Here is a 13,608-nt window from a genome sequence, read left to right as displayed (position 1 = left end):
CCGCAGACCTGCCCCCTGGTTCCGGATCCACTCAACAATGGGCTTCCCTTGGGCTGGCCTGCCATCTAAAATTTTGGCCTCAACGCATACCGCTGCGAAGGAGCCAAGATGCGCGTCAATGTGGGGATCGCCGTGTCATTGCTCGTGGCGTTTGCAATCGGTGTATCCACCTTTGTTGTCCATTCGCTGTGGTGGACGACGGCACGCGGGAACAGCCGTATGCTTGCGGCCGAAATCAACAGCCAGATTGCCAACACCGTCCGGATCGAAGTTGGGCTGACGCTGCGGTCGGCCGAGGCGGCCTGGGCGGCCGTGCGCACGATTTTTGTTCAGAATGTCATTGAAACGCGGCAAGCCGACAAGCGGGAGTTTGTCTTTCTGTCTCAACTGCAGGCTCAGCCAAATATTTCCTGGATCATGTTTGGCTGGGATGACGGGGACTTTTTTGCCGCCCACCGCCTGGGCGACGCCGGTTTGGAAATGATCGAAATCGACGATGCAATCCGCGACGGGATGCTGCGCACGGACCGCTACATTTTCATTCCTGGTGACATCCAGTTCGAAGACCGCTCCTTCACGCCAACAGCTTACGATCCGCGTAATGCCAGCTGGTTCCGTGATTTCATCGGCGCCGGCGGTCCGGACTGGGCGGAGGCCGGGGAACTGCCAGGTCTTAAAAAGGAAGCTTATGCATTTGCCGGCCCGGTCGACGTCTTTCGCAGACGGCAAGGCGTATTGGCGGTTGTTATCGAAACGGACCGGCTGTCGCGTTTCCTGGGGACGCTGCGGCCGGGTGAGTTCGGTGCGGCTTTCATTCTTGATGCGGACGGGAAGGTCATCGCTGCTCCGGACCCGGAGGCAGACGAAATCACACCTGCGCGCATGGGCGAGGGGGCGCTGTATGACGTCGCCAAAACGGCCGGAGAACAGCTGCTGGGCCCTTCCGGCGCACACTCCGGTGCAGGGGCGACGATACGGATCGTCAGCGATGGCGTGCCGCATGCAGTGGCGCTGACACCGTTAGGGTTTTACGGCTGGCGCGTTGCAACCGTTATTCCGGAAACGGCGTTTCTGTCGGAGATTGATAGGACCCTGACGCAGCTCATCTATGTGCTGGCCGGTGCCGTGCTCGCAGCGACGGGATTGGCGATCTGGCTTGTGCGAAGGGTGGTCTCGACTCCACTGGCGCAGATTGTCGACGACCTGAACAAGGTTGAACGCTTTGACGTCGAGCAGATCGCGCGCCGGAAATCCAACCTGTCGGAGCTCGCAGATCTCTCCGCCGCGACCGCCAGCATGGCCGCGGGCCTGTCTGCCTTTCGCAAATACCTGCCGGCCGACCTTGTCCGCATGCTGGTGGCGGAAGGCATCAGCACACAGCCAGGCGGCAGTATCAAACAGGTTTCGGTGCTGTTTTGCGACGTCGCCGGATTTACCGGCCTTTCAGAGCGGCTGGGCACGAAGATCATCCAACTGATGGAGCTCTACTTCAGCGCTGCATCTGATGCCATTACTCGCCATGGCGGCACCATCGACAAATACATCGGTGATGGGCTGATGGCGTTTTGGGGGGCGCCGCGCCGCGACCGGAGCCATGCCGAAAACGCGTGCCGTGCGGCGCTCGACCTGGTTACGGCCGTTGCCGCGGCAGACATAAGGGACGATTCCGGGCAGCCGCTGCGTATCCGCCTTGGGCTGAACTCTGGTGAGGCGCTGGTCGGGAATATCGGCTCTGAACAGCGGCTTAACTATACGGCCATGGGGGACGCCGTGAACGTCGCCAGCCGGCTGGAGGGGGCGAACAAGGTTTATGGCACGACAATCCTGATCGGGCCGGAAACCCGGAAGGCCGCTGGCGGCAAAATCGTAGTGCGGGAGCTGGACACGCTTGCCGTGTTCGGGCGGGCTGAGGGGATTGCGGTCTTTGAACTGATTGCGATGGCGGGCGAGTTCGAAGGATCGCGCGCTTGGATCGATGCCTACGAGGAAGGCCTTGCGCTGTACCGGCAAAGACGTTTTGACGAGGCAATCGCGGCCTTTGAGAGGACAGAGGATGCGCGGGGCGGCGATCCCGCCTCTGCGGTCATGAAGCAGCGTGCTGCCGCGTTTCGGGCTGTGCCGCCAGCAGATGACTGGACAGGAGTTGCGGTTTCAAAGGCAAAGTAACACCGGAGCGGCAGGTGTTAACGCCTTTGCACTGCATGTCACCCGGTCAAGTTCGGTTACTCATCTTCAACGGCCTGTTGCCGGCAGGTATTCCCGCCATGGGCGCTGGATTTAAACTCGGCAGCTCGAAGGGCTGGAGACCGGTTCCGCGGCGTGCTGCAGCTTTGAGCGGAATGTTCATGCCACGCAGGAAGTGGCCTCTGCAGCCGCCCTTTAACGCGCTTCCCTTTGGGGGAAATGACCGTGACTTTAGCAGGATTATCCGGCGGTACAGACGGGATTTCAGGCCGCTTCAATGTGCTTGAGGTCTGCGAAGGTTTCACAGCCTTTGCCCAAAGCGTCCGGTAATCTGGAAAGGGTGGTAGCGGAGGAGGGACTTGAACCCCCGACACGCGGATTATGATTCCGCTGCTCTAACCAACTGAGCTACTCCGCCGCTCGCTGTGTGGAGGCGATTTACGGAATGCCGCGGGCCGGGTCAAGCGGAAAAGCGGCCGAAATGCGGATTCTCCGGAAGTTTTTCCAAAGATCAGGGAAATACTATGAAAAGCAAGGGCTTGCACAGGGGGGCGCCAGTGCGCCCAGGGATTAATCCGGCAGACTGTCCAGCGAAGACAACTCCGGCAGCGGCAGTTGGTCCAAAAGCTGGAACACCAGCGTACGGCAGGCCTCTCCGGCCCAGTCCGCCGGATGGAAGCTGGCAGGCAAGTCCGGGTGACGCAGCACCACGCGGCGCCAGCGGTGCACGATCAGCGTGCGCAGGGTGCCGGTCTGCGAGGGTGCCAAGCCGGCGGGCGGCGGGGTGATCCGGCTCAGGTCCTGCTGCAGGGCGGCGCAGGCCTCGCGCAGAGGTCCGGGAAACAGCCGGGTCTTGAGCCAGCCAGGCACCGCAACGTTGCTGACCTCGGCGGCCATCAGGTCGTTCAGACTGCGGGGCATCGGGCCGTGGCCCAGGGCGGTGGTGCGGTTCACGGCCACGTAATTGGGCAGCAGCAGAACATCATCCAATGTGGCTTGCCCGGCGCCGTCCTCGGCGATCAGCACGTGCCAGTCGCCGGGCGCAGCGGCGCGGCGTTCATAGATCCGCGGGGTGACGGCAGCCGATTGGCTGCGTCCGTATTCCGTCAGGTAATGCACCGAGGCGCGGCCCGCGCGGGCGCTTTCGATCCAGCCGTCCTTGCGCAGCCGGTGCAGGGCTACGCGGATCGCTTCGGGCTTGATCCCCATCGGCGTGATGATGCGGGTCAGCGCACCGCCGCTGATCTGGGCGCCTTTTTCCTGCGCCAGATCACCGAACAGCGACACGATGACAGACCAGACCCGCTGGTTCTGCGGATCGTTCAGCTGCTGGACGGCGGTGTCAAACCAGGGGTTATGCTGTTCGTTCATAGGGATAAACATAGTTCGCCCGGACGGGTTAGACCAGTCCGGGCGCAGGGCAGTGTTACCGCTGCCTACCACTTTTGCGCTGGTTCAAAAGGCGTTCATGGTCAGCAGTTCGTATTCTGCGGCCACTTCGCCGTCCTGGTTGGTAAGGGTCACATGCCAGCGGACCTCGCCATATTCCTCGTTGCGGGGGGTCTTTTTCTTGACCGTCAGGCGGACCTTGATGCTTTCGCCCGCTTCAATCGGTTTCATAAAGCGCAGGCTATCAAGGCCGGTGTTGGCCAGAACCGGGCCCTCATCGGGCTGTACGAACAGGCCCGCGGCGAAGGACAGGAGCAGGTAGCCATGCGCGACGCGGCCCGGGAAGAACGGGTTCCGCTTGGCGGCGGCGTCGTCCATATGGGCATAGAAGGTGTCACCGGTGAAATGGGCGAAGGTCTCGATATCCTCCAGGGTGACGGTGCGCGGGGCGGTGTGCAAGGTCTCGCCAATGGACAGCTCGCCAAACTTGCGGGTGAAGGGGTGGGCCGGGCCTTCGATCTCAGTGCCGCCGGGAACCCATTTCTCGCCAATCGCGGACAGGATGTCGGGCGAGCCCTGGATCGCGGTGCGCTGCATGTAGTGTTTGACGCCGCGCACACCGCCCATTTCCTCGCCGCCGCCTGCACGGCCCGGGCCGCCATGCACCATGTGGGGCAGGGGGGAGCCGTGGCCGGTGCTCTCCTTCATCGAGTCGCGGTTGTTGAAGTAGAGGCGGCCGTGGTAGGCGCCGGCACCGATGGCGACCTCGCGTGCGACGGCCGGTTCACGGGTGATGACCGAGGCCACCAGCGAGCCCTGCCCGCGGTTGGCCAGACCAATGGCGTGGTCCAGATCGCGGTAGCCCATGATGGTGGAGACGGGGCCGAAAGCCTCGGTGTCGTGCACGCGGCTGGCGTTGTCCGGGTCGGCGCAGTGGAACAGCATCGGCGGCACAAAGGCGCCTTTGTCGGCGTCGGCGCCGTCGACGGTGAAGCTGTCCGGGTCGCCAAAGACGCGTTCTGCTTCCTGACCGATGATCGCGGCCTTTTCCAGCACATCGCGTTTCTGGCTGTTCGAGACCAGCGCACCCATGCGGGTGGTTTCGAGGCGCGGGTCGCCGATTTGGGTTTTTGCCAGGCGGGCTGACAGTGCCTTGATCACCGCGTCCACCTGTGCCTGCGGTGCAATAATGCGGCGGATGGCGGTGCATTTCTGGCCCGCCTTGGTGGTCATCTCGCGGCTGACTTCCTTGACGAACAGATCGAACTCCGGTGTGCCGAGCTGGGCGTCGGGGCCCAGGACGGAGGCGTTGAGGCTGTCCTGTTCGGCGACGAAGCGGACCGAGTTTTCCAGGATCACCGGGTTGGCACGCAGCTTGAGCGCGGTATTGGCGGAGCCGGTGAAGCTGACCACGTCCTGCATGGTCAGGTGGTCCAGCATGTCGCCGAGGCCGCCGGAGACCAGCTGCAGCGCACCCTCAGGCAGGATGCCGCTGTCGAGCATCAGTTTCACCGCCAGTTCCGTCACATAGCAGCTGTTGGTGGCGGGTTTCACGATGGCGGGGACGCCTGCCAGCAAGGTGGGGGCGAGTTTTTCCAGCATGCCCCAGACCGGGAAGTTGAAGGCGTTGATGTGGACCGCAACGCCGCGCAGCGGGGTGCAGATGTGCTGACCCAGGAAGGTGCCGTTCCGGCTGAGCTGCTCCACGTCGCCGTCAAGGTAGACATGGGCGTCCGGCATCTCGCGGCGGCCCTTGGAGGCGAAAACGAACATGGTGCCGATGCCGCCGTCAATGTCGATCATGTGGTCGGACTGGGTGGCGCCAGTGTTGAAGCTGAGATCGTAAAGCGCCTGCTTGTGCTGGTTCAGGTGGCCTGCCAGCGCCTTCAGCATCCGGGCGCGGTCGTGGAAGGTCAGCTTGCGCAGGTTGGCGCCGCCCACAGCGCGGGCGTAATCCAGCATGCCTTGCACGTCGAGCGCGTCATTTCCCGCGCTGGCGATCACCTCGCCGGTGATGGCGCTGGCGATGCTGCGGGCACCTGCGCCCGGTGCGACCCATTGACCCGCTGCAAAGCTGGAAATCTCTAGAAGGCTCATCATGTCGTCCTTTTCGTCAGGCCGGCGCGGGGCCAGGCTGGAATCTGATGTGGAGATATATTGACCGTCCGGTCGGTTTATGCAAGAAATTTGTCAAATGCGCCGCTGACAGGGTGAGGGAGCGATGAGCGATACGATTCTGGTTGAGGACCACGGCACCTGGGTGGAGATCACTCTGAACCGTCCGGACCGGCTGAACAGTTTCAACGAGGAAATGCACACCGCCTTGCGCGGTGCACTGGAGGCAGCGCGTGACAACGGTGCCCGTGCGATGCTGCTGACCGGGGCCGGGCGCGGCTTTTGTGCCGGCCAGGATCTGGGCGACCGCGATCCGCGCAAGATGGACGGGCCGCCGGATCTGAGTCAGACTGTACGCACCTTCTATGCGCCGCTGGTGCGGCTGATCCGCTCGCTGAATTTCCCGGTGATTTGCGCGGTGAACGGCGTGGCCGCCGGGGCAGGGGCCAATCTGGCGCTGGCCTGCGATATGGTGCTGGCGGGCGAAAGCGCCAAGTTCATCCAGTCGTTTTCCAAGGTGGGCCTGATCCCCGACACCGGCGGCAGCTGGCACCTGCCGCGGCTGCTGGGCGAGGCGCGGGCCAAGGGCTTGGCGCTGACGGCTGAGCCGCTGCCTGCCAAGAAGGCCGAGGACTGGGGGCTGATCTGGAAGGCGCTGCCGGATGAGGAGCTGATGCCGGAAGCCTGCGCCATGGCAGAGAAGTTCGCCAATGGTCCAACCCTGGGCCTGGGCCTGACCAAACAGTGCATCCAAGCGGCTGCGGTCAACACCCTGTCCGGCCAGCTGGAGATTGAGGCGGACGCGATGAAGACCTGCGGCGAGAGCGCGGATTACGCCGAAGGCGTCGCCAGCTTCCTTGAAAAGCGCGCGCCCGTGTTCAAGGGTAAATGACCATGACCCCTAAGGAACGCGCCGAGAAATCCGCTGCCGCCATGTGGGCGGATGACCATGCCTCGAAATGGGCGGGGATGGAGATCACCCACGTGGACGAGGGCGAGGCCACGCTGGAGCTGACCATCGCCCAGCACCACTGCAACGGCCACGGTATCTGCCACGGCGGCGTGACCTTCATGTTGGCCGACAGCGCCTTTGCCTTTGCCTGCAACAGCCGCAACCAGGCGACCGTGGCGCAGCACAACGTGATCAGCTTTACCGCGCCGGGACGGCTGGGCGACAAGCTGATTGCCAAGGCCCGGGAGATTTCCCTGACCGGGCGCAGCGGCATTTACGACGTGACAGTGACCAATCAGGACGGCCAGCAGATCGCCGAGTTCCGGGGGGTTTCCCGGGCGGTCAAGGGCCAGTTGTTTGACGAATAAGGTGTGGAGGACGCCATGGAAGACCTGAGCCCCAAGAAGGGTGACCTGGACCCGATCGAGATCGCCTCGATTGACGAAATCCGCGCACTTCAGCTGGAGCGGCTGAAATGGTCGTTGCGCCATGCCTATGAAAATGTGCCGATGTACAAGCAGCGGTTCGACGAAGCAGGCGTGCATCCGGAAGATCTGCAGGAATTGAAGGATCTGGCCAAGTTTCCCTTCACTTACAAGAACGACCTGCGGGACAATTACCCCTTTGGCTTGTTTGCCGTGCCGCGTGAGCAGATCATCCGCCTGCATGCCTCCTCCGGCACCACCGGCAAGCCGACTGTGGTGGGCTATACCGCCAATGACATCAGCAATTGGGCGGATCTGGTGGCGCGGTCTTTGCGTGCGTCAGGCTTGCGCAAGGGCGATATGGTGCATAACGCCTATGGCTACGGGCTGTTCACCGGCGGGCTGGGTGCACACTACGGGATCGAACGGCTGGGCGCCACTGTCGTTCCGATGTCAGGCGGTCAAACGGAAAAACAGGTGGGTCTGATCACCGATTTCAAACCCGACGGGATCATGGTGACGCCCTCCTACATGCTCAACATTCTGGAGCAGTTCCACAAGGTAGGCATGGACCCGCGGGAATGCTCGCTGAAGGTCGGTATCTTCGGCGCCGAGCCCTGGACCGATGCGATGCGCAGGGAGGTCGAGGAGGCTTTCGACATGCATGCGGTCGATATTTACGGTCTCAGCGAAATTATGGGCCCCGGTGTGGCCAACGAATGCGTCGAGACCAAGGACGGCCCGGTGATCTGGGAGGATCACTTCCTGCCCGAGATCATCGACCCGGAAACCGGTGAAGTGCTGCCGGACGGCGAGCTGGGTGAGCTGGTCTTCACCACACTGACCAAGGAAGGATTGCCGATGGTGCGCTACCGCACCCGCGACCTGACCCGCCTGCTGCCGGGCACCGCGCGGTCGATGCGGCGGATGGAGAAGATCACCGGCCGCAGCGACGACATGATCATCCTGCGCGGCGTCAATGTCTTCCCCAGCCAGGTGGAGGAACAGCTGCTGGCGACCGGCGGCCTCGCGCCCTATTACCAGATCGAGCTCTATAAATCCGGCCGCATGGACGCGATGCGGGTGTTTGTGGAGGCCAGTCCGGATGCAACGGATGAGCTCAGCAAGACCGCCGCTGCGCGGATGCTGACCAAGCGGATCAAGGATATGGTTGGCGTTTCCACCGAGATTATTGTAGGCGACCCGGGTTCCGTCGAGCGCAGCCAGGGCAAGGCCAAGCGCGTTGTCGACAACCGCGGCAGGGAGTGAGACTTGGCCCGCACGATTGCAAAAGACCATGATCAGAAACGCACGCAGATCCTGAAATCCGCAGCCAAGGTGTTTGCGGAAGCCGGTTATGACCGCGCGTCGATGACCCAGCTGGCGCGCGAGTGCGGGATCTCCAAGGCGAATATCTATCACTATTACGACAGTAAGGACGCCGTGCTTTTCGGCCTCCTTGATACCTACCTCAGCGAGCTGCGCGACAGGGTCTGCGGCGTTGAGCTGGAGGGGCTTGGCTCCGAAGACCGCCTGCGCCGCATCGTGGGGGAGATCATGGCCGCTTATCAGGGAGCGGACCACGAGCACCAGGTGCAGATCGGCGCCATGGGAGCGCTGCCGGAGGAGCAGCAGGAGCTGCTGCGGGCTTATCAGCGTGAGATGGTTCAATTCGTGAGCGATGCGCTGGCGGCAGTGGCGCCGGAGGTGTTCAATGGGGATACTGCCAAGCTGCGCGGCGCCACCATGTCGGTCTTTGGCATGCTGAACTGGTACTACATGTGGAATTCCGGAGCCGGGGCGCAGGCGCGCGAGGATTATGCGCGCCTGGCTGCGGAGCTGGTTTTGAACGGAGTGAGAGGGCTTTAACGGCCTTTGGCGCCTTGCACGCAAATGTGAAGTGAAACCGCAGCAGAGATTGTTTTGCGTTTGCGGCGGCCCGCGGTAGCCTTTGCCCTCAACAGGAGGGCAGGATGGCAAATTCCGAAAGCTTTGAAAAATTCTACTACAAAAAAGTCGGGCTGGGCGAAGGCTGCGGCTGCGCTGAACGGGTCATCGACAATCACGAGCTTGACCGGCTGTCCGCTCGGGTAGTGATAAAATCCCTGGGGAGCCGGTTCTCGCTGCGCAGGGCCGCTCTCAAATACGGGTTGATTTCCCGGCGCCATCCCGCACCGGACGCGGAATAGAGGCCGCGCCAGCAGGCCAGGCCGGCCCGCTGACGCTGCTTGATCTGTTTACAGCGCGACCGGCGGCACCATGCCGACGATGTCATAGGTTTTGCGCAGGATCGGCGCGGTGATTTCGCGCGCGCGCTCGGAACCGCGAGCCAGGATGCGGTCGATTTCGTCCTGGTTGTCCATCAGGCGGGCCATCTCGGTGGAGATCGGCGCCAGTTTCGACACTGCCAGATCGGCCAGCATCGGTTTGAACTCCGAGAACTGCCTGCCGCCCACATCGGCCAGCACCTGATCGACGCTTTGTTCGTTCAGGGCGGCGTAGATGTTGACCAGGTTGCGGGCCTCGGGGCGCTCTTCCAGTCCCTTGACCTCAGACGGCAGCGCCTCGGGATCGGTCTTCGCCTTGCGGATCTTCTTGGCGATCGCGTCGGCATCATCGGTCAGGTTGATGCGGGAGGCGTCGGACACATCCGATTTCGACATCTTCTTGGAGCCGTCGCGCAGAGACATCACGCGGGTGGCAGCGCCTTCGATGACCGGCTCGGTCTCCGGGAAGAAGTTGACGCCGTAGTCGTGGTTGAATTTGATCGCGATGTCGCGGGTCAGTTCCAGGTGCTGCTTCTGGTCCTCGCCCACCGGCACATGGGTGGCGTGGTAGACCAGAATATCCGCCGCCATCAGCGCCGGATAGGCAAACAGGCCCAGCGAGGCGTTCTGCTGGTTCTTGCCCGCCTTGTCCTTCCACTGGGTCATCCGCTGCATCCAGCCCATGCGGGCGACACAGTTGAAGATCCACGCCAGCTGCGCGTGCTCAGGGACTTGCGATTGGTTGATCAGGATAGACTGCTCCGGGTCGATACCCGCGGCGATGAAACCGGCGCACAGCTCGCGGGTCGATTTCATCAGATCCTTGGGATCTTGCCAGACGGTGACCGCGTGCAGGTCGACCATGCAGTAGATGGTCTCAAAATCCTGGCCCTGCATATCGACAAAGCGCTTCATCGCGCCGAGGTAATTGCCGAGGTGCAGGTTGCCCGTGGGCTGGATGCCCGAGAACACACGCGGGGTGAAGGCGGATTTGCTCATTTGGGCGGAACTCCCGTCTGGAAATAGCAACCCCGGTGGCTTACCCATGGGGCCAGGATAGGTCAACAGGCGCGGGGGATTCCGTGCCGCAAGGAGCCCGGATGAGCAGTGAGCCCCATAATGCCCCAGTGAACCCTTTGCCCGCCGCCGTGGTGGCGCTGGTGCTTGTCATCATGGGGATTGAAGCGGTCTTCTCGCTTGGTGCCCGTGGTGTTTTGGGCGATGCCTCCGCGATCGGCTGGCGGCTGGAGGCGATCCAGTCCTATGCGTTTTCCAGTGAAGTCTTCTGGTGGATGCAGGAAAGCGGCCGCTGGCTGCCTGAGCATCTGGTACGATTTGTCTCCTATGTCTTTGTGCATGGCGCCTTCACCCATGCGCTGTTTGTTTGCGTCTTTGTGCTGGCGATGGGCAAGATGGTGGGCGAAGTGATGGGCGATCTGGCGATGGTCATCATCTTTCTGCTGTCCGGTGCGGGCGGCGCGCTGGGCTATGCGCTGCTGATTGGCGGCGGCCAGCCCTTGATCGGCGGTTTTCCGGCGGTCTACGGGCTGATCGGCGCCTTCACCTTCCTGCTGTGGCGCTCGCTGGCGCTGGTGGGGGCGCAGCAGAGCCGGGCGTTTTCGCTAATTGCCTTCCTGATGGGGGCGCAACTGCTGTTCGGGCTTCTGTTTGGCGGCCAGAAGGATTGGGTGGCCGACTTGGCAGGCTTTGCCACCGGGTTCGGCCTGTCATTCTTTTTGGCGCCGGGCGGCTGGGCAAGGATCCGCAACCGGATCCGCCACGATTGAGAACGGAGCACTCCCGCCTGCTGTCAAAGCCCCTGGCGGGGCATCTCCAGCCGTTGGGCCTGGCAGCGCGTTCTGCGCGCTGCGGAAGGTTTGCTGAGAAGCGCTTCAGGGGCAGGTTCGCCCTGAAGGCGCCTTGCCGATTGCAGGATTGACCGGTCCCGCCTCAAAGAGGAACCGCCGCTATGGTGCAGACGCCTTTGCGGTCCTGGGACCAGCCGGGAGGGTCAGCCTTGTTTCTTCAGCGGACAGGTGCTGAAGCCGAGAAGCCGGTAAAGCGGGCAGTAGCCGGCCAGACCGGTGGCCAGTGGCACCAGGCCGATGAGACCCCACAGGGTTTGCAGGCCAATGAAGATCAGCGACAGGAGGATCAGGCCAAGGAGGATGCGCAGGCTGCGGTCGAGGGGGCCTTCGTTACGGGGCATGGAACTGTCCTTTCGAACTCACGTTGAGGATTGCGAGTCCGTTCTAGGCTGCCGGATCCGCCTCGTCGGTGACAGAGTCACCAAACCTCAGGCTTGATCCCGCGCGATTTTGTCCAGTCCGCCGCGGTCCAGCAGCAGCCGGCCGCTGGCCCGGACCGGGCCGTCAAAGCAGTCCCAGGCCGTGAACCGCTTTGGCTTTCCGGCCTTTCCCTGGCTGAGGCGCAGCTTCCCGTGATCTTTGGACAGCACGAAGCCGCCCCCGGCAGGCGGCGTGATCAGGAAGAACTGTCTGGAAGCTTGAAGGTTTTTCGATGCGGGCCGCTGCGTGACAGCGGGGCGTCTGCGGGCGCCGGCCCGCGTTGACAAACCTCGGAAGGAGGAAGCCGCGGGACCCGGGCGCTGTCTATGGGAAAGCGTGCTGCGGGTGATTGCGAGGGCGGGGTCCGGCCACCGGCCGGACATGGCGTGCCTGTCACTGGAGGCCGCTCGGACGGCTGGGGGCGTGGGTTTCGGATGGCGGCGGAACAGCTGATTGCATTTTCCTGAGCAAAGCGCAGTAACGGGCAGGCCAGGAGCGGCCCGGCCTGCGGGCGGCAGCTGGTGAGTTTCGCGCGTTTGAGACGGGCGTTGCGTCATGCGGCCTGCTCCCGGGGCGGTGCCCGGGATGGCGGCTTCCGACCGCGGCGGAAGATCCCGATGATGCGCACCGCCCCGCCACAGCAGGGGCACGGTTCGCGCAGTGTGAGGGGGATGGCCTCAGCACTCTCCTGCGGGTCCGGGTCCTGGGGCGCCCCGCCGGGCAATCTGCGGATGCGGGCGATGGTGGCCTTGCGAGCCGCGCTGGCCAGCAGCCCGTAGTGCCGGATGCGGTGGAATCCATCGGGCAGGACGCGGATCAGGAACCGGCGGATGAACCCGCCGGTCTCGAGGCGCATCACCTTTTGCCGGCCGCCGTGCTTGATGCGGCAGTCCTTCCAGCGGAACGCCACGGCCGCAGCATCGGCGCCGGTCAGGCGGGGGTTCGAGACCGCCGCGCGGTGCGTGTACCGGCTGAGACAGGCGGGCACGGCCGCGGGGCCGCCGAAGGGCGGTTTGGCGCAGATGACCCGCTCGGTCTTGCGCAGCGGGGCGGGGCAGGCGGCAAAAGCGGCGGCCTGAGCCAGGTTTTTGAGGTCGCCGAAGAACTGAAGCGCGCCCACCTTGTGCAGGACCGCCGGCCCTTCGGGGAAGAGCCGCCGGAATAACCGGGAGAGGACGCGCACCGGCAGGAAGAACCCGGGGCGGCAGGCGATCCATTTGTGCCGTCCGGCGGCAGGCCGCCGTCCCATTGCCCGGCAGGCGATTGCGCAGCGATCTGCCGAGAGGGGGCACGATCATGCGGGCATGCGGATGGCGGGTCAGCGCCGGACCCCAGGTGTGGAGCACGCTGGCCATGCCGGCCCGGGCGCCGGGATGCCGGGGATCCGCGGCGATGGCCGTCACGGTCTCAGCCGAGGCGCGGAACAGCAGGCTGCAGACTGCCTTCTTGTTCCAGTAAGCGATTTGCGCGATCCCGGCCGGCAGGGTGAAGACCGCGTGGAAGCACCCGGCCGGCAGCAAGTCCTCGGCCCGCGCGGCCATCCAGCCACCTGCGGCTGGTCCCTGGCACTTCGGGCAGTGCCCCCCTCCCGGCAGATTTGGCGCCGCCAAATCGCCTGCCGGTCAATGGTATCTTGCAGGAACTGCAGGCGATGTGCCGGTGACCGCATTTTCCGCACGCAGCGGCATGCCCGCCGGGCACCTCGGTCCGGCAGGCCTCGATCGCCGGCATCCCCTTGAGCCGGGTTAGGCTGGCATGCCCGGCATTGGCCCGCCGCCACGCGGGTCCGTGTCTTCGGAAGATGCCAGCAAGCTCCAGTCCCGGCCGCCCGGGCCCCCCCGGCGTCCGGCCGCACCAGTCCGCGCCGGAGAGTGCGGTCCTGCAGCTCCTTCAGACGTTCGTACGGGCTGACGGTGGAGCGGATCGTCCTGGTGGCCGCATGCGCGTAGCGGGCGGTGGTGCTGAGCTTGGCGCGGCCCAGCAAAACC

Annotated in this window: 11 protein-coding genes, 1 tRNA gene and 1 pseudogene; 7 read left to right on the top strand and 6 right to left on the bottom strand. The window is 63.9% G+C overall.

Going from position 1 to position 13,608, the window contains the following annotated elements; genetic code table 11:
- The first annotated feature begins 108 nt into the window (after positions 1-108).
- Positions 109-2,166 (top strand): adenylate/guanylate cyclase domain-containing protein, encoded by a 2,058-nt coding sequence (locus ACXAEH_RS12305; RefSeq protein WP_475033127.1) that lies wholly within the window; start codon positions 109-111, stop codon positions 2,164-2,166.
- A 359-nt stretch (positions 2,167-2,525) separates the two neighbouring features.
- Here the strand turns inward: ACXAEH_RS12305 and ACXAEH_RS12300 are convergent.
- The 3 genes from ACXAEH_RS12300 to paaZ all read right to left on the bottom strand — a co-directional run bounded on the left by ACXAEH_RS12300 (position 2,526) and on the right by paaZ (position 5,670).
- Positions 2,526-2,602 (bottom strand) — tRNA-Met (locus ACXAEH_RS12300).
- 152 nt (positions 2,603-2,754) lie between these two features.
- The gene (locus ACXAEH_RS12295; protein WP_475033125.1) at positions 2,755-3,567 is read right to left on the bottom strand and encodes a PaaX family transcriptional regulator C-terminal domain-containing protein; all 813 of its coding nucleotides are present in this window, start codon (positions 3,565-3,567) and stop codon (positions 2,755-2,757) included.
- 72 nt (positions 3,568-3,639) lie between these two features.
- Complete coding sequence (gene paaZ / locus ACXAEH_RS12290) at positions 3,640-5,670, bottom strand: phenylacetic acid degradation bifunctional protein PaaZ (protein WP_475035567.1); 2,031 nt, start codon at positions 5,668-5,670, stop codon at positions 3,640-3,642.
- Positions 5,671-5,794: 124 nt separating this feature from the next.
- On the opposite strand from paaZ, the gene paaG reads away from it, so the two are divergent.
- The 5 genes from paaG to ACXAEH_RS12265 all read left to right on the top strand — a co-directional run bounded on the left by paaG (position 5,795) and on the right by ACXAEH_RS12265 (position 9,254).
- Positions 5,795-6,580, top strand: a complete 786-nt coding sequence (gene paaG / locus ACXAEH_RS12285; RefSeq protein ID WP_475033124.1) for a 2-(1,2-epoxy-1,2-dihydrophenyl)acetyl-CoA isomerase PaaG — start codon at positions 5,795-5,797, stop codon at positions 6,578-6,580.
- A gap of 2 nt (positions 6,581-6,582) precedes the next feature.
- On the top strand, positions 6,583-7,008 hold the full coding sequence (gene paaI / locus ACXAEH_RS12280) for a hydroxyphenylacetyl-CoA thioesterase PaaI (RefSeq protein WP_475035565.1): 426 nt from the start codon (positions 6,583-6,585) through the stop codon (positions 7,006-7,008).
- Between the two features lie 15 nt (positions 7,009-7,023).
- Positions 7,024-8,334 (top strand): phenylacetate--CoA ligase PaaK, encoded by a 1,311-nt coding sequence (gene paaK / locus ACXAEH_RS12275; protein WP_475033123.1) that lies wholly within the window; start codon positions 7,024-7,026, stop codon positions 8,332-8,334.
- A gap of 3 nt (positions 8,335-8,337) precedes the next feature.
- Complete coding sequence (locus ACXAEH_RS12270; protein WP_475033121.1) at positions 8,338-8,934, top strand: TetR/AcrR family transcriptional regulator; 597 nt, start codon at positions 8,338-8,340, stop codon at positions 8,932-8,934.
- A gap of 104 nt (positions 8,935-9,038) precedes the next feature.
- Positions 9,039-9,254 (top strand): hypothetical protein, encoded by a 216-nt coding sequence (locus ACXAEH_RS12265; RefSeq protein WP_475033119.1) that lies wholly within the window; start codon positions 9,039-9,041, stop codon positions 9,252-9,254.
- 48 nt (positions 9,255-9,302) lie between these two features.
- Here ACXAEH_RS12265 and trpS read toward each other — a convergent pair whose 3' ends face one another.
- Complete coding sequence (gene trpS, locus ACXAEH_RS12260; protein ID WP_475033118.1) at positions 9,303-10,331, bottom strand: tryptophan--tRNA ligase; 1,029 nt, start codon at positions 10,329-10,331, stop codon at positions 9,303-9,305.
- 101 nt (positions 10,332-10,432) lie between these two features.
- Between trpS and ACXAEH_RS12255 the strand changes: the two genes are divergently transcribed.
- The gene (locus tag ACXAEH_RS12255; protein WP_475033117.1) at positions 10,433-11,119 is read left to right on the top strand and encodes a rhomboid family intramembrane serine protease; all 687 of its coding nucleotides are present in this window, start codon (positions 10,433-10,435) and stop codon (positions 11,117-11,119) included.
- Positions 11,120-11,343: 224 nt separating this feature from the next.
- Here the strand turns inward: ACXAEH_RS12255 and ACXAEH_RS12250 are convergent, their stop codons facing one another.
- Together ACXAEH_RS12250 and ACXAEH_RS12245 are read right to left on the bottom strand one after the other, a co-directional pair.
- Entirely contained in the window at positions 11,344-11,541 is a 198-nt protein-coding gene (locus tag ACXAEH_RS12250; RefSeq protein WP_475033115.1) for a YgaP family membrane protein, read from the bottom strand.
- 632 nt (positions 11,542-12,173) lie between these two features.
- A pseudogene (locus ACXAEH_RS12245) lies at positions 12,174-13,438 on the bottom strand (IS91 family transposase).
- Between the last annotated feature and the right edge of the window lie 170 nt (positions 13,439-13,608).

The organism is Leisingera sp. ABM4_060 (genome assembly GCF_056158765.1).
This window is presented reverse-complemented; position numbering and strand designations above follow the sequence as displayed.

Bases quoted from the DNA above. Each gene is read 5' to 3' on its own strand.
- ACXAEH_RS12305 (WP_475033127.1), top strand. From the start codon at position 109: ATGCGCGTCAATGTGGGGATCGCCGTGTCATTGCTCGTGGCGTTTGCA.
- ACXAEH_RS12295 (WP_475033125.1), bottom strand. From the start codon at position 3,567: ATGTTTATCCCTATGAACGAACAGCATAACCCCTGGTTTGACACCGCC.
- paaZ (WP_475035567.1), bottom strand. From the start codon at position 5,670: ATGAGCCTTCTAGAGATTTCCAGCTTTGCAGCGGGTCAATGGGTCGCA.
- paaG (WP_475033124.1), top strand. From the start codon at position 5,795: ATGAGCGATACGATTCTGGTTGAGGACCACGGCACCTGGGTGGAGATC.
- paaI (WP_475035565.1), top strand. From the start codon at position 6,583: ATGACCCCTAAGGAACGCGCCGAGAAATCCGCTGCCGCCATGTGGGCG.
- paaK (WP_475033123.1), top strand. From the start codon at position 7,024: ATGGAAGACCTGAGCCCCAAGAAGGGTGACCTGGACCCGATCGAGATC.
- ACXAEH_RS12265 (WP_475033119.1), top strand. From the start codon at position 9,039: ATGGCAAATTCCGAAAGCTTTGAAAAATTCTACTACAAAAAAGTCGGG.
- trpS (WP_475033118.1), bottom strand. From the start codon at position 10,331: ATGAGCAAATCCGCCTTCACCCCGCGTGTGTTCTCGGGCATCCAGCCC.
- ACXAEH_RS12255 (WP_475033117.1), top strand. From the start codon at position 10,433: ATGAGCAGTGAGCCCCATAATGCCCCAGTGAACCCTTTGCCCGCCGCC.
- ACXAEH_RS12250 (WP_475033115.1), bottom strand. From the start codon at position 11,541: ATGCCCCGTAACGAAGGCCCCCTCGACCGCAGCCTGCGCATCCTCCTT.